The sequence below is a fragment of the Algoriphagus boseongensis genome, assembly GCF_004362805.1.
GTDB classification, from domain to species: Bacteria; Bacteroidota; Bacteroidia; order Cytophagales; family Cyclobacteriaceae; genus Algoriphagus; species Algoriphagus boseongensis.
Window position 1 is genome coordinate 1,215,088 of record NZ_SNYF01000005.1, and the last position, 20,219, is coordinate 1,235,306.

Here is a 20,219-nt window from a genome sequence, read left to right on the forward strand (position 1 = left end):
TCAGCAGAAACTGACCCTAAAGACTAAGAATTATAGTGCTCTTTGTAATAGTCCTGATAAGCACCGGAAGTCACATGGTCTAACCAATCCTGATTGGCGAGGTACCAATCGATCGTGATATCTATTCCTTCGTCAAACTGCAAGCTTGGCTCCCATCCTAGTTCTCTTTGAATTTTGGTGGCATCAATGGCATATCGTAAATCGTGACCAGCCCTATCTTGGACGAAAGTGATCAATTTCTCAGAAGTACCTGACTCGCGGCCAAGCTTTTCATCCATCTTTTTGCAAAGCAAACGGACAATATCAATGTTCTTCCATTCATTGAATCCACCAATATTGTAGGTCTCTCCAGGTTTTCCTTTGTGAAAAACAGTATCAATGGCACGAGCATGATCTTTCACAAAAAGCCAATCTCTAACATTTTCACCTTTACCATAAACTGGAAGAGGCTTCATGTTTTTGATATTATGGATGCAAAGCGGGATTAACTTTTCCGGAAAATGGTTGGGCCCATAATTGTTTGAGCAATTGGACACCACGGTTTTCATTTTGTAGGTATTAGCATAGGCCCTCACAAAATGATCCGAAGAGGCTTTAGATGCGGAATACGGAGATTGGGGATCATAAGGAGTGGTTTCTAAAAAGAATCCTCCATGATCCAATGAACCATACACTTCATCAGTAGAGACATGATAAAACAAATGCTTATCCAAGTGCCCTGCCCAAGCTTTTTTAGCAGAATTGAGCAAATTCACTGTTCCAAAAACATTTGTTTTCACAAACGCCAAGGGATCTGAAATCGACCGATCTACGTGTGATTCTGCAGCAAGATGAATCACATCCGTAATTCCATGCTTGGAAAAAATGCTATCAAGAGTCTCCGCATCCTGAATATCAGCTTTCTCAAAACTATAATTTGAAGCTCCTTCAACCTCCCTCAAATTCTCCAAATTACCCGCATAGGTCAACGCATCAAGATTGACAATCTTATATTCAGGATATTTCTCTACAAAAAGACGAACCACATGGCTTCCGATAAACCCGGCTCCTCCTGTGATTAAAATGGATTTTGACATGAATTTATTTTTTGTAATAATCTAAATACCAATCGACAAAGGACTTTACCCCAAACTCTATGGAAGTTTCGGGTTTATAACCTGTATCCCTAATCAGGTCGGAAACGTCGGCATGAGAAGCAGGAACGTCCCCAGGCTGAAGCGGAAGGAATTCCATAATAGCATCCTTTCCCAAAGCCTTTTCAATGGCCTGGATATAATCCATCAAAAGAATTGGAGAAGAGTTTCCAATATTATAGACTTTATAAGGGACTTTTCCACTTCCTGGATCCGGATTTTGAGGATCAAAATTTGGATTAGGCTGAGCTGGGCGATCAGCTACTTTTATCACTCCTTCTACTATATCATCGATATATGTAAAATCCCTCCTCATCTTTCCATGATTGAAAACTTGGATGGGTTTTCCCTTCAAAATTGCCTCAGTAAAAAGAAATAAGGCCATATCCGGTCTTCCCCAAGGTCCATAAACAGTAAAGAAGCGAAGCCCTGTCGTCGGAATCCCAAAGAGATGACTATAGGTATGAGCCATCAACTCATTGGACTTTTTAGAAGCTGCGTAAAGGGAAATGGGATGATCTACCGAGTCAGAAGTAGAAAAAGGTAGCTTTTCGTTGGAACCGTAGACCGAACTGGATGAGGCATAAACCAAATGCTTAACCGGATGAAAGCGACAGCATTCCAGAATATTCAAAAAGGCTATAATATTACTTTGAATATAGACTTCAGGATGCGTAAGCGAGTATCTTACTCCAGCCTGAGCCGCTAAATGAATTACCACATCAAACTTTTCCTTTTCGAACAGCTTCATCAAAGAATCCTTATCAGAAAGATCCAATTGGATAAATCGATAATTCGGATGCGAGGAAGATTGAACTGGTTTGCCTACTTCGATTTTTTCTTTCGAAATGCCCTCTGATTCCAATCGAGCAAATTTCAGTTGGATATCGTAATAATCATTGATCACATCCAGACCAACTACCTCATCCCCGCGTTCAACCAATTTTTGTGCAACATGGAAACCTATAAATCCGGCTGTGCCGGTCACGAGGTATTTCATAAAGAAAAGTAATGTAAGTTTTCTGGTTTCAAATATAAACTATTCCGCGGATTCGAGGCCCTTTAACAGCCGCTGGTAATTCAAGTAAATCTGTTCATGGATAAATTCCCTCCTATAATTATTGATTACTTCCAGGTGAAGGTTTTCTGCAAGCTGAGCCATTTTTTCTCGTTTGACAAATGCAAACTCAAGCGCTTCCTTTAGGACAGAAGCATCTTTTACAGGAAAGATTAACCCTGTCTTTTGTTGGGTTACCAAGTCTCTATTTCCTATAATATCAGAGCAGATTACCGGAACCTGCATGGCCCCTGCCTCCAATAAAACATTGGGAAAGCCTTCTCTATGAGAAGGATGAACCAACACATCTGCTAAAGCCAAATAATGGGCTACATGATCAGACCAATCAATCTGAACTATTCTTGGGTGATCTTGAATCGTTTTGATCACTTCAGGATTGAGCGGATCCAAATCTTGCTCAAATGAACCAAGAAGGACCAATTTGGACATTCCAACTATTTTCGAATCCAAAAAAGCAGAAACCAACTCTTCAATTCCTTTATCTTTCACCAACCTACCAACTGCTAGGATGATAAAATCATCTTCTCCCGGCATGATCCGCATAGTTGCTGCCACAAGATGATTTTCCTTTAGGGATTTCCTGTTGTAATGCTTTAGATCCACCCCATTGGAAGATCCTTTTCCCATTATTTTCAGTTTACTTTCGGTGGTTAAACCTTCCTTCAAAATGTGCTTATAAAGACCTTGGGAATTTGGCCAAACCTCTGTTGCATTGGAGTAGGTCCACTTTTCAGCACTTTCAAGCAGGCTCTTTTTCTTCCCCTCAGCGGCCATTGCAGGAATACCGGCCAAGGTGTGAATTCTAATTTTTACCCCTGAAAGATTAGCCGCAATCATACCCAGTAGACCGGCTTTTGGGGTATGAGTATGAACGATATCTGGTTTTTCTCGACGAAACAATTGGATCAGTTTCCAAATACAAATCAAATCATGGAATGGAGTGATTTTTCTGGAAAATGGGATCACCTCATGTCTTACACCTTCATTTCGGACTACTTGAGACACTTCCCTGCCATCTGAACTGACAGCAACTACCTCCCAACCTTTTTCCTTCATGAATTTCATCTGACCGGCTAATAAAAGTTTCAGGGAAAGCGGGACAGTAGTTATTCGTATCAGTTTGGGCATCAAAAAAACAGGTTCAGCAAGGACAAAGGTACAATTTTAACGAGTTAAGCCCTCAGAAAATATGAGGGCTTTTGATAAAAATTCAGGTTTATGTGTAATTAAACTTAGGATTATTCTCGAAATCAAAATTGAAATAAATGGGTTGAAGGTAGCTTAATCATTCTCTTCGAGTTCAAAAATCTCCTCCAAAGCCACTCCAAAGACCTTTGAGATTTTCAATGCTAAAACCGTAGAAGGCACATACTTACCTGCTTCAATACTATTAATTGTTTGCCTGGAAACCTGAACCTTCTCCGCAAGATCTTGCTGGGTCATGTCTTTTTTAGCCCGCTCTACTTTAATCGTATTTTTCATAGATCAGAGGGCTAAAACATATTTCTTTTGCTGAAACAAAACCCATCTGAATCGGAGAATAAAAATCAATTGGATCGTAAACATATTGTATCCCATAAATTCCAAATAGCCAAATCCATAAAAAACGAGCGTTCCAATGATCAGGATAAAGGTATTTGCATAAAATGCCAGCAAAAGGGAGTCTAGTCTAAGCTTTTGGATGTATTCATCTTCTTCCTTTTCTCGGGAAAAAGCAATCAAAAATAAAGAGACAAAAACACCGATCAGGGCCAATTCATTGGTGAAATTCTCTTTGGCGTCCTCAAACAGCCCACCCTCTCGAACCTCAAATTCCAGAAAACTGAAATTGAAGTCAAAATAGTTATTGGAAAATAAGAGCAGAGAAAATGGGACTAGGATTAACCAACCAATTTTCTGGAGGTAATGTGGTAGAAGCAATTTAGACAACATGGCTAAGTGAGTTAATTTTCAGATTTAGAGGAAAGGTATTTTTGATACTGGAAGGCCCCATAGATATAGGCATTTAGGAGAAATAGCACCAGATAGGCTGTAAAAATCTCCGAAGTAAACCGGTCAAACCGCACGTAATTGATCAACATCAAGGTAGCTAGACCAAGAATTAACCAATAAAATCCTGTCTGGAAAGCTTGCTGACGAAAAGACTTGATCATCTCATCCTCGACTTTTTCTCGAGTCAAATTCAAAATCCCAAATCCAATAGCCCAGAAACCATAAATGATTTGGGAAGCTTCATTGGGATCCATTTGGGGATTTACAAAAGCCAATCCTATAACCAGAAACACTGGCAATGGAATAAATACGTATCCCAGCTTTTTCCAGCTTGGAGGAAGAAGGGGGACATTCAAAATGGATTTCTCTTTCATAGTGGTCAAATATTTTTTACCAAATGTAAAGTTTGTTTTACTTTTTGTCAAAATATTTTTCCAAAAAAATTTTATTAGGTAGAATAATCCAGAGTAAAACCTTGAAAAGAATTTTCATTTTTATCAATAGGAAGCGGCTTTTATTTACCTTTAGTCAATCAATCCAGCAAAAAATTGAAAATTCAATGATTTCTAATGTAAAAATTGCAATCATAGGTTGCGGAAATCTGGGCACATCAATAGCCAATGGATTATTGGCTTTGGACAATTTTGACCCTAAAAACCTTTCCCTGACCAAAAGAAATACGGAGAGTTTATCCGAATTCGAGGCAAAGGGAGTTCATGTCCATTCCGATAATGTAATAGCAGCAAAGTATGCTGACCTGATTCTTTTGGGCGTAAAACCCTACAACGTCTCTACTATTCTTAAGGAAATCAAACCAGTTTTAGACCCTAAGAAGCAAATTATCATATCGCTTGCCACAGGAATTACCCTGGAAGAAATGTTTACTGTTATTGACCCGGCTACAGTCACTTTTAGAGCTATGCCTAATATCGCTGCCGATATTCAGGAATCGATCACTTGCATCTGCCAAAAACAAGCCTCTCCTACTCAGATTGAAGTAGTAAAGGAATTATTTGATGCAATAGGTATTACTATTACGATTGATGAAAGTCTGATGGAAGCAGCTACTGTGTTAGGAGCATGTGGAATCGCTTATGTTTTACGATTCATGCGTGCAATGATTCAAGGAGGAATCCAAATCGGCTTTGATGCGGTAACAGCCAGTAAAATTGTAAACCAAACTGTTAAGGGAGCTGCTGAACTCATGATTCAAAAAAATATACATCCCGAGGCTGCCATTGATAAAGTGACTACTCCGAAAGGATGTACAATAGTTGGATTGAATGAAATGGAACATCAAGGCTTTAGCTCGGCTATGGTTCGAGGAGTAATTGCCAGCTATGAAAAGATAGAAAAATAGGCTAGAAAAGACCAATGGAACCGGGAATCAAAGATTTCCGGTTTTTTTTTGAATTTTTTATTGGACTTTTTTTCAATGGTCCCAACCCGCTCAGATCAAAAATTGGAAAGCTTTGTGATTTTTAATTCTTATTAAAATACAATTATTAAAATGATAAATATAATTTTTATGATTTTCGATAAAAATTGAATTGTTTTTCTTTTAAATCTTTTTATTAGATTTGTCTCGGGTGATAAACAACTTTTGCTATTCCTTTTTTAGAGAAACGACTTTTAAAGGAAGGACTGTTTGGTAATTTTTTCCTCCTTCCTTTTTTTATTTGAATTAAGCTTCTGCTCATAAAAAAAGCCTCCGATTTTTCGGAGGCTTCTTTTTTGGAAATTTTTGAATTAATCAAATAACTCTATAAGCTTATTTTCAAGGCTTGGACCTCTCAAATCCTTAGCAATAATTTTTCCGTCTGGATCGATTAAATAGGTAGCAGGGATAGCTTGAATTTGATAGGTCTCTGCAGCTGCCGAATTGAAATACTTCAAGTCTGATACATGCGTCCAGGTCAAACCGTCATCAGCGATTGCTTTTAGCCAATCCTCCTTTGTTCGGTCTAAAGACACCCCATAAACCTCAAATCCTTTGGACTTATATTGATTGTAAAGCCTTACCACATTTGGGTTTTCCTCACGACAAGGCTTGCACCATGCTGCCCAAAAGTCAATCATTACATACTTTCCTCTCAAATCTGATAATTTGACCATTTTCCCGTCAGGATTTGGAAGCTCTATTTCAGGAGCAACTTGTCCAACAGACAAAGCTCTCATTTCATCCAATTGCTGCTTCATCTGAAGGATTGAAATGGTACCCGGGTAAACTTCATTCAATCTGCCTATCAATTCATCAATGAAAGGAAAATCATTCTTGGGATTTAAAAGTCCAACAGCAGCCAAGGAAGCAAAGGAATCTCCCATGCTGGTGATCGTCTCTTTTACTTTTTCAGCCTGCCTTGCCTCCAAGTTCATGGCTTCCAGTTGAATATTCTTAATAGCCTGAGCATCATTATTACTCATCGCCTCATAATACTGCTCATTTAAGCTATTGACTTCAAGTTGGTAAGACTCCATCAAAGTTTCCAGCTTTAGCATCTCCTGGGAATCTTTTGATCCTTCGATCACCAAACTGGAAGGCTCATTAAAATTGTAGCTTACAGCGACATCTTCATCCAATAGGGCCAACCTTACCATTCTTTGCCCATAAAGATTAAGCTCATAGAAAGTTGGGGTATTAACCTCCAATTCGTAAGAAAACTCTCCTTTTCCGTTGACTTCGAGGGTATCCAGAACTTTAGGTCTACTATCCGTAAATTGGGAAAGAATGACCATCCCCTCAGGGGCATTTCCAATTTTTCCGGTAATCTGAACTTTGCCCTCTACGGCCGAATCATTTCCTCCACAGGAAAAAACAAGGGCCAATGCCAAACTCCATAATCCCAACATAATTTTCTTCATATGATTAATTTTCCAATAATTCTGACAATAATTTTGATGCTACTTTAGGATCTGCTTTTCCTTTAGATTGTTTCATTACTTCACCCATAAACATCCCCATCAACCCTTTCTTGCCGGATTTGTATTCGGCCACTTTGGATGAATTTTCTGCCAATACATTTTCAACGATTGGCTTGAGCGATTCTTCATCGCTTTCCTGAATCAAATTCAACCTGTGAGCTACCTGCAAAGGAGATTCAGAATTTCCTTTCAGCAATTCAGGATAAATCTTCTGGGAAGCCATGGTATGAGAAACTTTTCCCTCATCTACCAAAAAAACCAACTCTGCTAAAGTTCCCGCTTGGATAGGAAACTCAGAAATGTTAAGATTTGATTCGTTTAAGAAAGACTTTACAGGTCCCATCATCCAATTGGATGCAGCTTTGAAATTTTGGGTATGCTGGCAAATTTCTTCAAACCAAAGGGCCATTTCTTTTTGCTCGGTCAATACACCTGCATCATAAGATGGAAGACCATATTGATCCATAAACTTATGGTACAATTCCTTGGGAAGGGCCGGCATCTTTGATTTGACAGAATTAAGCCACTCTTCTGAAATAACTACCGGACTCAAGTCTGGTTCAGGAAAGTATCGGTAATCGTTCAAATCTTCTTTGGTACGCATACTAGCAGTAGTGCAGGTATTCGCATCAAAAGTCCTGGTTTCAGAAATAATCTCCTCTCCCCGCTCGACTAATTCCACTTGTCTTTCAAACTCATGGTCAATCGCACGAGCCACATTTCGGAAAGAATTCATGTTCTTTACTTCCACTTTCTTACCGTACTCTTTGGCACCTTTTAGCATGATAGAGACATTGGCATCACATCGAAGTGAGCCTTCTTCCATGTTGCCATCGCATATCTCCAAGTATTTCACCAACTTCTTGATCTCGGCCAAAAATGCATAAGCCTCCTCAGAAGTACGGATATCAGGCTCGGATACAATTTCCACCAAAGGAGTGCCAGCCCGGTTAAAATCAACCAAAGTATCTGGTTCACCGGCGAGGTGGATGGATTTTCCTGCATCTTCCTCCATATGGATTCGATTCAGTCGAATCTCTTTTTCAGTACCATCTGAAAGAATAATAGGCACCACTCCGCCCACACAAATCGGTCCTTTGTCCTGAGTGATTTGATAGCCCTTGGGAAGGTCCGGGTAGAAATAATTCTTTCTGGAAAAAATGTTGTATCGAGTAATCTCTGAATTACAAGCCAAACCCATTTTGATCGCGTATTCCAAGACTTTTTTATTGATTTTGGGCAAAGTCCCAGGGTGTCCCAAGGTAATTACCGAAACCTGGGTATTGGGACGATTTCCAAATTCTGTGGAATCTGAGGCAAAAATTTTACTCTTAGTCAACAGTTGGGCATGGACCTCCAGCCCTACTACCAACTGATATTTATTTTTGACTTCTTCGCTTAGCATTGGCTCTTTATTCAAAGCTTATAAAAACATTTCCTTGGCTTTTGCCACGACTTTCGGCAAGCCAGAAAGGTCTTTTCCTCCCGCAGTGGCAAAGAAAGGTTGTCCTCCTCCTCCACCTTGGATTTCTTTAGCCAGATCTCGGACAATTTGGCCTGCGTTCAAGCCTTTACTTGCTATTAAATTTTCATCCAAAATCACTGCAATCTGAGGCTTATCTTCAATTTTGGCTGCAAGAATCACGAGGGCATTTTCTACTTCATTCTTCAGCTCATAGGCCAATTTCTTCAGAGAATCTGCATTTGGCAATTCTACTTGTGCTACCAAAGTATTTACACCATCCTTCTCCACAAATTGCTTTAATAGCTCCAATTTCACTCCAGAAGCTTTTTCTAAGTAGAGATTTTCGATTTCTTTCTTCAGTTCGTTTCTTTCCTGAATCAAAGATTCAATCGCCTTTTTGACATCCTTTGGATTTTTCAGCAAATCCTGAATTTCCTTGACCAAAGCTTCTTGCTCTCGCAAGTAGGCCTCAGCAGCCTTGGATGTGATTGCTTCAACTCTTCTCACTCCAGCAGAAATTGAACCCTCGGAAGTGATCTTGAAAAGGCCAATTTGTGCAGTTGAAGGAACGTGAGTACCTCCACAAAGTTCAACTGAAAAGTCTTGGTCAAATGTGATTACGCGCACAAAGTCTCCGTATTTTTCTCCAAAAAGTGCTGTCGCTCCCATCTTCTTGGCTTCTTCAATCGGCACATTTCTTTGCTCTAGCAAAGGAATATTTTTTCGAATCTTGGCATTGACGATTTCCTCCACCTGAGTGATTTCAGAATCGCTCATTTTTCCAAAGTGAGAAAAGTCAAAACGAAGCAGGTTATCATTTACCAAGGAACCTCTTTGCTGAATATGATCGCCCAAAACCTGACGCAAGGCAGACTGGAGCAAATGCGTAGCCGAGTGATTATTCATGGTCAAGGTTCTCTTTTCCTTGTCAACTTCTGCAGAAAATCTCTTCTCCGGATTAACTGGAAGCTTTTCTACAAAGTGAACGATCAGATCATTTTCCTTCTTGGTGTCGATCACTCTGACTTTCTCAGAATCAGAAATCAACCAACCTGTGTCGCCAACCTGACCACCACTTTCAGCATAAAAAGGTGTTTTATCCAAAACCAATTGGTAGCGATCCCCCTTTTTGTCAGTGATCGTTCTATACTTGAGAATGTGAGAATAGGTCTCCGTGAAATCATACCCGATGAATTCCACACCAGTATCTTCATGAACAAAAACCCAATCTCCAGTTTCAGATTCCGAAGCAGCACGAGAACGGGTCTTTTGCTTTTCCATTTCCTCCGCAAACCCCTTCTCATCTACTGAAAACCCATTTTCTCTTGCAATCAGGGAAGTCAGATCCAAAGGGAAACCATAAGTATCGTAAAGCTCAAATGCGGTTTTTCCGGCAATTACCTTTTCTCCTTTTTCATTCAATTCTGCCTTGATACCCTCAAGCATCTTTAATCCATGATCCAAGGTTCTCAGGAAGGACGTTTCTTCCTCCTGAATTACTCTTGCGATAAACTCCTGCTGTGCTCTTACTTCTGGGAAAATGTCTCCGAAATATTCTGCGATCAATGGAGTCAGTTCGTACAAAAATGGCTGCTGAAAGCCGAGGAAAGTATATCCGTAACGAACGGCTCTTCTGAGGATTCTACGAATTACATAGCCAGCTTTATTGTTAGAAGGAATTTGTCCATCAGCAATGGTGAAAGAGATTGCACGGATATGATCCACGATTACCCGGAAGGCAATGTCAGTTTGCTCGTCTTTCCCGTAGGACTTTCCGGATTTCTTCTCTAAAGCCTGAATAAAAGGCCCAAACAAATCGGTATCGTAGTTGGAGGATTTCATTTGAATCGCTCTCACCAAGCGCTCAAATCCCATCCCGGTATCCACGTGCTTAGCAGGTAGTTCTTTCAGACTTCCATCTGCCAGACGGTTGAACTGCATGAACACCAAATTCCAAATCTCAATCACCTGAGGATGGTCGTTGTTAACCAAGTCTTTACCGGGAACTTCGGCTCTTTCCTTCTCAGTTCTCAAGTCGATATGAATTTCTGAACAAGGTCCACAAGGTCCTGTGTCTCCCATTTCCCAGAAATTATCTTTCTTGGAACCCATGATGATTCTATCTTCCGGGACAATCGCCTTCCAAAGGTCAAATGCTTCCTGATCCTTGGCTAAATTATCTCCTGCATCTCCCTGAAAAACTGAAACATATAACCTGTCTTTTGGGAGTTTATAAACTTCCGTCAAAAGCTCCCAAGCCCATTCGATAGCTTCCTTCTTGAAATAATCACCAAAGGACCAGTTGCCCAACATCTCAAACATCGTATGGTGGTACGTATCTACCCCTACTTCTTCCAAGTCATTATGTTTCCCACTTACCCGAAGGCACTTTTGAGAATTGGCCACTCTGGGATATTTGGCGATTTCATTACCTAGAAATGCGTCCTTAAACTGGTTCATCCCGGCGTTGGTAAACATCAAAGTCGGGTCATTCTTGACCACAATTGGGGATGAAGGAACGTAATGATGCTGTTTGGATTGGAAAAACTCGATGAACGTACTCCGGATTTTTTTAGCTTCCATGGAAGGGATGTCGTGCAGGAAATTTGATTTTCTTTAATTCAAGCCTAAAAAGGCCCTTTTTATCGGGTGACAAAATTAACAGAATTGCCCGGGTAATGGGAATTTTACCGTGGATTTTATTGCCAACGAGTTTTTTATGTTTCTTTTTATTCGTTTGCAAAAAAACTCTAAAAATTAAAAAAATCGACTAAAGAATAAATCCTTTATTTTTTTAATACTTTGATAAATTTTCATGAATAAAATCCGTATTAAATTCATAAAAAATCATCATTTATTACAAATAATCTAAATTTTTTATCTGAGGTTAAAACTTTTTTCCTTTTTAGTATTTTCAGGCACTTTTAGTTCCAGAGGAAAAGCTGGGGTTAAAATCTTGTTCAATTCTAACAATCAAAAAACAAAAGCATGTTTAAACCAAAATTAAAACCCTTTTATCTACTACTATCTACAACCATTCTTTTCGCAGGTTGTGAAAGCTCTATGGTCATTGACGACTCTGCTGTTGAAATGGCAATGGAACAAGAATTACAAACTAGTCGCTTCAATTTGAATTTGTTACCTGAAGTTACAGATTTTTCCAATCTGAGAGAAGGAAACTTCACCGGACGATATTTGATTCTTAGCAAGAGTCAAAATCTTGACAAATCAATAGCTTTACAGGTCGAAAAAGCCGGAGGTGAGGTAGTAAAATCCTTCCCAGAAGTAGGAGTTTTAGTGGCAGTATCTAGGTCTTCCTCTTTCTTGGATGATGCACGAAAAATTTCATCAGTAGAGTCTGTAACTCCTGATTTTATCCTTCAATACACCAAGGACCCAGAAGTACTCGGCGAAGAAATCGTGATGGAATCCAGCAATTCCTCTGGAGATGTTTCTGAAATGGCCACTCCTTTTAATTATCAATCTGCAGTTTTTGATGGTTTTCAGTGGGCCCCAGGTTCAATAGACGCTCCAAAAGCTTGGGAAAATGGATACACCGGTCAAGGGGTTCGAATTGCTATTATAGATGGAGGAATCCATTCACTTCATAATGATATCAGACCTAACCTGGATGTAGCTAGCTCAAAATCAACTGTTCCAGGCTTTAATTTTAATCAGGATGCTGGAACTTTTTGGCATGGTACACATGTGGCGGGAATCGCAGCAGCAGCAGGTTCAGGGATTGTTGGAATAGCTCCAAAAGCAACAATAGTTGGGGTAAAATCACTCCATAATGGCTCTGGTGCATTTGAGTGGATTTTGGAAGGTTTGCTCTATGCCGCAACACCCCAGTCTCAAGGTGGCGCTGGAGCTAACATCATCAATATGAGCCTTGGGGCAGAAATCGATTACCGCAACAATTGGAATGACAAAGAATTCCGTGATGCATTCCGTGAATTGCAAAAAATCTATGACCGAGCAACCAGATTTGCATTCCAAAATGGAGTTACCGTAGTGGTATCAGCAGGTAATGGTTCATCCAATTATGATGTAGAAAGAGAATTCTTCAAACTTCCTGCTCAAAATCAACATGTTATTTCAATCAGTTCTACGGGACCAATTGATTGGGCTAGAGGTGCAACAAATTTTTCTAACCCCGCATATTACACAGACTATGGTAAATCCTTGGTAGACTTTGCTGCCCCAGGCGGAACTGCAGGACTTTTTGTAGTAAACGGTGTAACTTCTTCTTGCAGAGTTGTTGGCACTTATAGAGCCATTACCAATCCTTGTTACGCTTTCGACATGGTATTTAGCTGCCAGAGAGGAACTAGCAATGGTTCTTATACCTGGTCTCAGGGAACTTCCATGGCTGCTCCTGCTGTAGCGGGAGTTGTAGCTTTGATGATGGAAGCCAGCGGTGGATATATGCAACCAGGATTGGTGAAAACAAGACTAGCTAATTCTGCCACTGATCTAGGTAAGCCTGGTAAAGATGAATATTATGGTTTTGGTTATGTGAATGCAGCCAAAGCAGTAGGATTGAATTAAACTTAAATAATATCCTTAAAAACCATAGGAAAGGCCGCGCTCTTAATTGGGCGCGGCCTCTTTTATTTATTTACACTTCTTCTTATTCAAAATCTTCATCAATTCCTGTCCTAAATACGATCCTTTCATTTTTATGATATCCCTTGGAGTATTATCTCCAACTTCAAAAGTCATCGATTCGGCTTGGTGAACGAAAAAGAAATAGGAATTTGAGGTAACTCCGCGCTCCTTACCCTCATTGGGACGAATATTGGGCACATAACCCGGAATCCTTTTGGAAGATTTCTTGATCACTTTCGGGATTAATCCGGGAAAATTCCCGTCCAATTCTTCATTATTGGTATAGAAAATATCCTCCCAAGTGGAATGAAAATCCGCAGCAAAGACAAACTTCCCTCCGCTTTCTTTCATCTTGTTTGTCATAAAATAAGCCAAAGTCTTGGTCTCTGGCTGATTGAAATTCACCCAATCCCTATTCAGATCAATCCCTCCTACATTATGCCTCCAATGTCCCTTGGCTACCCCGTCGGGATTCATCTGAGGCATGAGGTATAAATTATACTTGCTGCGAAATTTTTTGGCTTGCGGGGTGTCCTTGATGATTTCCTCCACAAATGCCTGCATGGCCAAAAAACCAGTCAGTTCTGGGGGATGCTGCATAGAAATCACCATCAGCATTTCCTGATCATTAGCTTCCCCTATTTTCAAGATTTCTAATGGCCTTCCCTCTTTGCTTTTTCCGATGGAAATCACCTCCACAAAATCTTTTTGAAGAAGCATTTCCTTCCACTCTTGCACATGTGCGGTTCCGATTTTATCCTGAGCGGCAACCCAAAGGGTATCTGCAGAAGCGTTCACTTTTAAGAAGGCCTTTTCAGGCCTTCCCTTTTCGTCTTTAGGTTGAAAAAAGTTGCTGGAATCGGCATTAGAGAATGTTTTTCCATCGGAACTGAGTTTTGGAAAATACCGATGAAAGCCTTTCCCTGCATAAGAAAACTCAATCCAAAATTCCTGGGTATTTCCTGACCAAAGTTTAAAAGCATACCATGGACTGGGATTGATGGGTTCGTTTTCGGGAAGGATGGTCACCTGAACCAGCGTATCATTGATTCGCTGAACTCCGTTGAGCCTTGCCCCTTCCAATTGATTGGAAAAGAAAACTCCATTTCCTGCATCCCAAGTCTGTTTGGTTTGATAAGAAATGGTTTGATCCTTGGTTTCTACCACTTGAATCGGCCCTTGTCCCTCCCATTGGGCGGTGGATTTGCAAGCAGAAAAGGTGATAAGGAGAAAAAGAAAGTAGGTAGGTTTAAGAGATTCCATCCAGAAAATTAGTAGATAAACTTAGAATTGATTACAAAACGTTTGGCTAGTTTTCTTTTTCCGAATCCTTCATTATTTGTAATTCTTTTTTGAATTCCTGAATTCGTTCATAGTCATCTGAAATCCCGATGTATTGAATTAAAGCCAGAAAGGAGATTTTGTCCTGAAGATGAAAAGAGATCAAAAGGTCTCTCATTTTCATCTCAAATTCATCTTCATAATCTTGATAAAAGTAAAAATCTGAATAAGTCCCATTTTTAAATTTAACTGTTGCTCTATTATTTACTCCATTGGATACTTTGGGTTCAGGAGATCTTAGGTTTGTCCATTTCATCCCGTCAAAATCCGAAAAAGTGAATTCCAATTTTTGGATTTCGCTTAGTCTGAATTCTTTTTCACCTGCAATTACTTTTTCTAGATCAAAAATCAGATATCCAACAAAGTTTCCGTTCAGCTTTTCTTTTTCATTCATTGAATAAAAAAGAAAGAAAATATAGGACAACCAACCTATCCAAACAATAGGGTAAAAAATGAATTCGACTAACTCGAGATTTAAAAATTCTTGATTCAACCACAAAATTAAGAGGCTTCCCAAGCAAAGGGAAAAAATCCAAAAACTCCTACTTAATCGATTCTTTTGGTTCTTTATAAAAAGTGGAAATTTTACTTCGCTCATCATTTAAACCTATAAAAAAACCTCCAGAATCTCTCCGGAGGGTTCGTAATTCGTAAATCTAAAATCGCAAATTTTTAGACCTTCGGCACTTGCCAGCCATTGTGGTAATGCGCCTTCATCAACTGGTTGGCTTCGGAGTCTGTAAACATATTTTTCCCAGCATCCCAGTACACTTTCTTTCCTGTTTTGTAGGCGATATTTCCCATTTGGGCATTGATCGCAGCAACCGATCCAGTTTGAATGGCACATTTCAATTTGCTGGGATCATTGGCCATTACGGATTCTACAAAGTTGACTGCATGAAGATCTAAAGCCGACCCCTGAGGTCGGGTATGAGGCACTTCCTCCACTTTGTTTTTACGCTGTCCGTCTACAGTTTCTGTTTCTGGAATTACCTTCCAGCCTCCTCGATTCACTACTAAGGTGGCGTTGTTTCCAATAAAGGCAATCCCTTCTGTGGTTCCGTAATTTCCTCCATCGATTCCAGTGGCATGTTCCCAAAGCATATTGAATCCCTCATATTCATACACCGTCTGCAAGGTATCTGGAGTTTCGGAAGCATCATCCGGATAGGCGAATTTACCTCCGGAGGCCATCACTGACTTTGGTGCACTTACTCCCATGGCGTACAAGGCGATATCTATTTCATGCACGCCCCAATCCGTCATCAAGCCTCCCGCATAATCCCAAAACCAACGGAAATTGAAATGGAATCGATTGGCATTGAACGGTCTCTTGGGCGCTGGACCCAACCACATGTCGTAGTCCACACCAGCTGGAGCAGGACCATCCGGAACAACCGGAACTGGCTTCATCCAACCCTGATAAGCCCAACACTTCACGAGTCTGATCTGGCCAAGTTTTCCGGATTTCACATATTGAATCGCTTCATCGTATTGGGAACCCGAACGCTGCCATTGTCCTACCTGAACCACCTTTCCGTACCGCTCTTGGGCTTTCACCATAATCTGACATTCTTCAATGGTATTGGCAATGGGCTTTTCTACATAGACATGCTTTCCGGCAGAAACTGCATCCACCATATTCAGGCAATGCCAATGATCTGGAGTCCCAATAATTACCACATCGATATCTTTGTCTTCTAAAAGCTTCCTGTAATCCTTGTATTGCTTGGGTCTAGTGCCACGGAGTTTGAAAACATCCTCGGTTCTTTGGTCTAAAACCGATTGATCAATATCAGCTAAAGCAACACAATTCACATTGGGGATTTTCAGGTGGGCATTCATATTGGACCAGCCCATTCCTTTGCAGCCAATCAAGCCATAATTGATTTGATCATTTGGGCCAATCGAGCGGGTAAAACGCCCGAAATCAGCCGCAGTCAGGATATTGGGCATGCTGAGTCCCGCTCCCAGCAGCATAGTATTTTGTATAAATTTTCTTCTTGAAGACATTGTTGATGTGGTTTATAGAGTTAATGGTTTATGGAATTTTAGAATTATGATTTACGAGGTGGTGGATACCTACAATCTCTTTTTTCTCGATTTATCTCTTCCTATAGAAAGGATTGGTTGAAATCAAAACTTGGTTCAACACCATCAAGGGACGTCGTAAATCGTCATTCGTAAATCGTAAATCACAAAGGCCGCACCCAGATATTTCTAAATCTTACCGGGTTTCCGTGATCCTGCAATTTGATCGGAAGCTCCTCAGCATGGGCCTTGTAATTCGGAATTCCGATGTACTCAGTTGGTCCTCGGAGGATCACATGATTCTGTACCAAAACCCCATTGATCAAAACGGTAACTGTCGCAGGGGAAGTCAAAACCCCATTCTTATCAAATCTTGGAGCTTTGAAGATGATATCGTAATAATTCCATTCTCCTGGACCTCTCAAAGGATTAACCAAAGGCGGATATTGCTTGTAAATGGATCCAGCTTGTCCATTGGTGTAGGTTTTACTTTCATAAGAATCCAAAATCTGAACCTCATACATGCCCATCAGGAAGAAACCAGAATTCCCCCTACCCTGACCTTCACCGACAATTTCTGTAGGCGCAGACCATTCTACATGGTATTGAGCATCCCCAAAAGGCAATTTGGATTGAATGTCTCCTTTTCCTCGAACCACTACCAATTCACCATTTTCTATTTTCCATTCTGCTGGAGATGATCCATCTTTCGCGGAAACAAAATTATTTAGGCTAGAGCCGTCGAATAAAACAATGGCATCAGAAGGAGGAAGATTGTTTTGTGCTCCTGGAGTGATTTTAGGAGGAACTGGAGTGTAAAATTCCGTAGCCTGAGGCGGAATTGGAGGTGGAGTTTGCTGTTGGGTCTGTGCCAAACTATTCAAGCTCAATCCCATAGCACAAAGTGACAAGGTTAAAAGGTATTTTTTCATCTACTAGATTATTTAGGGTTAAGACTAACTCCGATAAATTACTGGAAAATTGTGGTGAATCCGAAAGCCGCTGATGGATTTTTAATGGAATTCAGGCTTTCCTTTTCTACTTTGGAAAAAAATTACCCTTATGAAAAAGACTGTATTTGGGATTCTTTTGGCTTTTTTCTTTGGTCAAATGGCCCATGCTCAAGAGGAATACTATTTCCCTGGAGAAAAATTTGATCCTTCCATTCCTTCTCCCTCCAAGTTTCTGGGATATCCAATCGGCGACTGGCACACGCGCTACGATTTGATTGTCAAATACTTCGAAAAACTCGATCAAATCAGCGAGCTAGCCAAACTGGAAACCATTGGCTATACCCATGAGCATAGGCCAAAAGTCATCCTAACCATTGCCTCATCTCAAAACATGGGGAGTTTGGAACTGATTCGCCAAAAGCAAATTCAGCTAGCCGACCCTTCTCAGCCTAAACCTGATGTCAGCAGCATGCCATCCATCATTCATTTGGGCTATGGAGTTCATGGAAACGAACCTTCTTCTGCCGAGGCAGCCATGTTGACGGCTTATTGGATTTTAGCAGCTCAATCTGACTTGGCTAAAAATGTCCGAGAAAATGCGGTCATCCATATTGATCCTACCCTGAACCCAGACGGACGAGATCGACATAGCTTGTGGGCAAATTCCAACAAAGGATTTCCTCCTGTCGCTGACCCTTTAGATCGAGAGCATAATGAAGCTTGGCCGGGTGGACGTACCAATCATTATTGGTTTGATCTCAATCGAGACTGGTTACCCTTAGCTCAACCAGAATCCCAGGTAAAAGTAGCTTGGTATCATCAGTGGTATCCGAATGTGACCACAGATTTTCATGAAATGGGAACCAATAGCACCTATTTCTTCGAGCCTACCAAGCCCTATGGATCCGAAAATCCAGTGGTTCCAAGAAAAAATTACGACGACATCAATCCAAGATTTGCAAAATACTTTGCTCGAAACATGGATGCGATCGGAAGTCTGTATTGGACCAAAGAGGTTTTTGACAATAGCTACCCAGGCTATGGATCTACCTATCCGGATATTCATGGAGGATTAGGTCTAGTCTTCGAAACGGCAAGCTCCAGAGGTCATGTCCAAAACAGTCAGCGTGGAGAAATCACTTTCGCCTTCACCATACGAAACCATGTGGTCAACTCTTTAGCCACTATGGAGGCGACCTTGGATAACCGGGTTTACATGCATGATTATTTAAGAGAATTCTTTGAATCTGCTGTGGCTGAAGGAGCTAAAGATCCTGCGAAAAATTATGTTTTTGGAGATGAATTCGACGATAGCAGAAACCGCCTCTTTGTCCAGTTCCTATTGGATCACAAAATTAAAGTTTTTGAAAATTCAGCCTATTTGACTCTGGGAGGTCAAGCGTTCAAAAAAGGAAAATCCTGGATTGTTCCGACTAACCAGCCTCAATACCGCATGGTTCGGACTATGTTTGAATACGAAAAGGAGTTTGCAGATTCGGTATTCTACGATGCCTCAGCTTGGACCATGGCAGCTGCTTATGGGATGCCATTCTCCCCTGCTCCAGCTGCAAAATCTGGAAATCAGGTTACTGAAATCCAAAATCCAAACTTCACTTTCCCCGAAGGAAAAGCCTATGCTTACCTGATCGATTGGTCTGATTATTATGCGCCAAAAATGCTTTTTGAACTCCAAAAAGCAGGGATTCATGTAGAGTCCGTACACCGAGCTTTCTCCTCCCAAACTCAGGAAGGAAAGGTAGATTTTGGCCCGGGAGCCTTGATGATCCCCATGGGATTTCAAAAGCTAAAACCAGAAGAAGTCAGTGCCAAGATCAAAGAAATCGCCGCCCAAACCCATCAACAAGTGTATGCAGTTCAAACTGGAATCAACCTTAGCGGGATAGATTTGGGCTCAAATCTGGTTTCCGCGGTTCAGGAACCCAAGGTGATTATGCTGGTCGGGACGGGGATCAATTCTTATGAAGCAGGAGAAATCTGGAATTTGTTGGACCAGCAATTTGGAATGCCAATCACCAAAGTCAATATGGAGCAAATTGGCCGGGTTAATTTGCATCAATACAATACGCTGATTCTTCCATCAGGCAATTACAACTCCCTTTCCGAAGGACAGGTCAATCATTTGAAAGATTGGATTTCCAGAGGAGGCACTGTTATTTCCATGAAAAACGCATCTCTTTGGCTGAATCAGAAGGGAATTACCAAAGAGGAAGCAGTCAAATTGGAAGAGGAAAAAGAACCCAAATCTCTACCATTTAGCTCAAGAAATGACTTCGAAGGAGCCAAGGAAGTTGGGGGAAGTATTTATCTCGCAGAGCTGGATTTGACGCATCCTATCGCCTACGGGTACCATAGAAAAACCCTTCCTGTATATCGAAACACGGATATCTTCATCCAACCTAGCTCGGATAAATATCTGACTCCAGTCAAATACACCGCTAATCCACACTTGGGTGGATATATCAATTCTACCAATTTGGAAAAGCTAAAGAAAAGTTCCGGCGTAGTGATTTCCTCTGTGGGTCAAGGAAGAGTCGTTCATTTCTTCGATAGTCCAAACTTCCGAGGAACTTGGTTTGGCACCAACAAGCTATTCCTGAATGCCCTTTTCCACGGGGATAATATGGATTAGGGAATTTGAGATTTGATATTTGGGATTTGATAATTGAAAAAAA

At 40.7% G+C, this 20,219-nt stretch carries 16 protein-coding genes; 3 read left to right on the forward strand and 13 right to left on the reverse strand.

Annotated features, from left to right (window positions below; genetic code table 11):
* Positions 1–23: 23 nt before the first annotated feature.
* From rfbB to DFQ04_RS05250, 6 genes are all read right to left on the reverse strand, one after another.
* On the reverse strand, positions 24–1,076 hold the full coding sequence (rfbB, locus tag DFQ04_RS05225) for a dTDP-glucose 4,6-dehydratase (protein ID WP_133553365.1): 1,053 nt from the start codon (positions 1,074–1,076) through the stop codon (positions 24–26).
* A 4-nt stretch (positions 1,077–1,080) separates the two neighbouring features.
* Positions 1,081–2,133, reverse strand: coding sequence for an NAD-dependent epimerase (locus DFQ04_RS05230; protein WP_133553367.1), 1,053 nt, complete (start codon positions 2,131–2,133; stop codon positions 1,081–1,083).
* Positions 2,134–2,172: 39 nt separating this feature from the next.
* The gene (locus tag DFQ04_RS05235; RefSeq protein ID WP_133553369.1) at positions 2,173–3,339 is read right to left on the reverse strand and encodes a glycosyltransferase family 4 protein; all 1,167 of its coding nucleotides are present in this window, start codon (positions 3,337–3,339) and stop codon (positions 2,173–2,175) included.
* 153 nt (positions 3,340–3,492) lie between these two features.
* Positions 3,493–3,693 carry a helix-turn-helix transcriptional regulator gene (locus tag DFQ04_RS05240; RefSeq protein ID WP_133553371.1) on the reverse strand — a complete coding sequence of 67 codons (201 nt, stop codon included), beginning with the start codon at positions 3,691–3,693 and terminating at the stop codon, positions 3,493–3,495.
* A 3-nt stretch (positions 3,694–3,696) separates the two neighbouring features.
* On the reverse strand, positions 3,697–4,143 hold the full coding sequence (locus DFQ04_RS05245; RefSeq protein WP_133553374.1) for a hypothetical protein: 447 nt from the start codon (positions 4,141–4,143) through the stop codon (positions 3,697–3,699).
* An 11-nt stretch (positions 4,144–4,154) separates the two neighbouring features.
* Complete coding sequence (locus DFQ04_RS05250) at positions 4,155–4,577, reverse strand: hypothetical protein (protein WP_133553375.1); 423 nt, start codon at positions 4,575–4,577, stop codon at positions 4,155–4,157.
* 185 nt (positions 4,578–4,762) lie between these two features.
* Here DFQ04_RS05250 and proC point away from each other — a divergent pair, with 185 nt between their 5' ends.
* A complete protein-coding gene (proC, locus tag DFQ04_RS05255) occupies positions 4,763–5,563 on the forward strand; it encodes a pyrroline-5-carboxylate reductase (protein ID WP_133553377.1) in 801 nt (266 codons plus the stop codon).
* 389 nt (positions 5,564–5,952) lie between these two features.
* Here proC and DFQ04_RS05260 read toward each other — a convergent pair whose 3' ends face one another.
* Genes DFQ04_RS05260 through alaS form a run of 3 tightly spaced genes read right to left on the reverse strand, consistent with a single transcriptional unit; the run spans position 5,953 to position 11,173 of the window.
* Positions 5,953–7,065 (reverse strand): TlpA disulfide reductase family protein, encoded by a 1,113-nt coding sequence (locus tag DFQ04_RS05260; protein ID WP_133553379.1) that lies wholly within the window; start codon positions 7,063–7,065, stop codon positions 5,953–5,955.
* A 4-nt stretch (positions 7,066–7,069) separates the two neighbouring features.
* Positions 7,070–8,530, reverse strand: coding sequence for an Asp-tRNA(Asn)/Glu-tRNA(Gln) amidotransferase subunit GatB (gatB, locus tag DFQ04_RS05265; RefSeq protein ID WP_133554364.1), 1,461 nt, complete (start codon positions 8,528–8,530; stop codon positions 7,070–7,072).
* Between the two features lie 18 nt (positions 8,531–8,548).
* Complete coding sequence (gene alaS, locus DFQ04_RS05270) at positions 8,549–11,173, reverse strand: alanine--tRNA ligase (protein WP_133553381.1); 2,625 nt, start codon at positions 11,171–11,173, stop codon at positions 8,549–8,551.
* A 405-nt stretch (positions 11,174–11,578) separates the two neighbouring features.
* On the opposite strand from alaS, the gene DFQ04_RS05275 reads away from it, so the two are divergent.
* Positions 11,579–13,141, forward strand: a complete 1,563-nt coding sequence (locus DFQ04_RS05275; RefSeq protein WP_133553383.1) for a S8 family peptidase — start codon at positions 11,579–11,581, stop codon at positions 13,139–13,141.
* Between the two features lie 66 nt (positions 13,142–13,207).
* Here the strand turns inward: DFQ04_RS05275 and DFQ04_RS05280 are convergent, their stop codons facing one another.
* From DFQ04_RS05280 to DFQ04_RS05295, 4 genes are all read right to left on the reverse strand, one after another.
* Positions 13,208–14,464, reverse strand: coding sequence for a M14 family metallopeptidase (locus DFQ04_RS05280; RefSeq protein WP_133553385.1), 1,257 nt, complete (start codon positions 14,462–14,464; stop codon positions 13,208–13,210).
* 46 nt (positions 14,465–14,510) lie between these two features.
* Complete coding sequence (locus DFQ04_RS05285) at positions 14,511–14,936, reverse strand: hypothetical protein (RefSeq protein WP_133553387.1); 426 nt, start codon at positions 14,934–14,936, stop codon at positions 14,511–14,513.
* A gap of 278 nt (positions 14,937–15,214) precedes the next feature.
* Entirely contained in the window at positions 15,215–16,555 is a 1,341-nt protein-coding gene (locus DFQ04_RS05290; RefSeq protein ID WP_133553389.1) for a Gfo/Idh/MocA family protein, read from the reverse strand.
* Between the two features lie 182 nt (positions 16,556–16,737).
* On the reverse strand, positions 16,738–17,505 hold the full coding sequence (locus DFQ04_RS05295) for a 3-keto-disaccharide hydrolase (RefSeq protein ID WP_133553391.1): 768 nt from the start codon (positions 17,503–17,505) through the stop codon (positions 16,738–16,740).
* Positions 17,506–17,635: 130 nt separating this feature from the next.
* Here DFQ04_RS05295 and DFQ04_RS05300 point away from each other — a divergent pair, with 130 nt between their 5' ends.
* The gene (locus DFQ04_RS05300; protein ID WP_133553393.1) at positions 17,636–20,176 is read left to right on the forward strand and encodes a M14 metallopeptidase family protein; all 2,541 of its coding nucleotides are present in this window, start codon (positions 17,636–17,638) and stop codon (positions 20,174–20,176) included.
* Positions 20,177–20,219 lie beyond the last annotated feature (43 nt).